Below are 337 nucleotides of genomic sequence, written 5' to 3' on the forward strand. Positions count from 1 at the left end.
TAAAAAGCGGATGGCCTCTAGTAGGCGTAAAGTTCCGATAGCATCTACATCGGCCGTATACTCAGGGCATTCGAATGAAACGGCAACATGTGACTGCGCACCAAGGTTGTACACCTCGTCTGGCTGTACTTCTTTTAGGATACGAGTGAGGTTAGATGAGTCTGTTAGGTCACCATAGTGCAGAAAGAAACGGGCATTTTTTTCGTGTACATCTTGGAAAATGTGGTCGATTCTTTCTGTATTGAAGGATGATGCTCGGCGTTTAATACCGTGCACTTCGTAACCTTTCTTCAGCAATAACTCTGCTAAATATGAGCCATCTTGCCCTGTAACACCG

At 45.1% G+C, this 337-nt stretch carries 1 protein-coding gene; it reads right to left on the reverse strand.

What is annotated here, in order from left to right; all coding sequences use genetic code 11:
- On the reverse strand, positions 1 to 337 hold a 337-nt coding region (locus FTW16_RS01420; protein WP_146489803.1), incomplete at both ends, for a GDP-mannose 4,6-dehydratase.

This window comes from Vibrio sp. T20 (assembly GCF_007858795.1).
Taxonomy (GTDB): Bacteria; Pseudomonadota; Gammaproteobacteria; order Enterobacterales; family Vibrionaceae; genus Vibrio; species Vibrio satsumensis.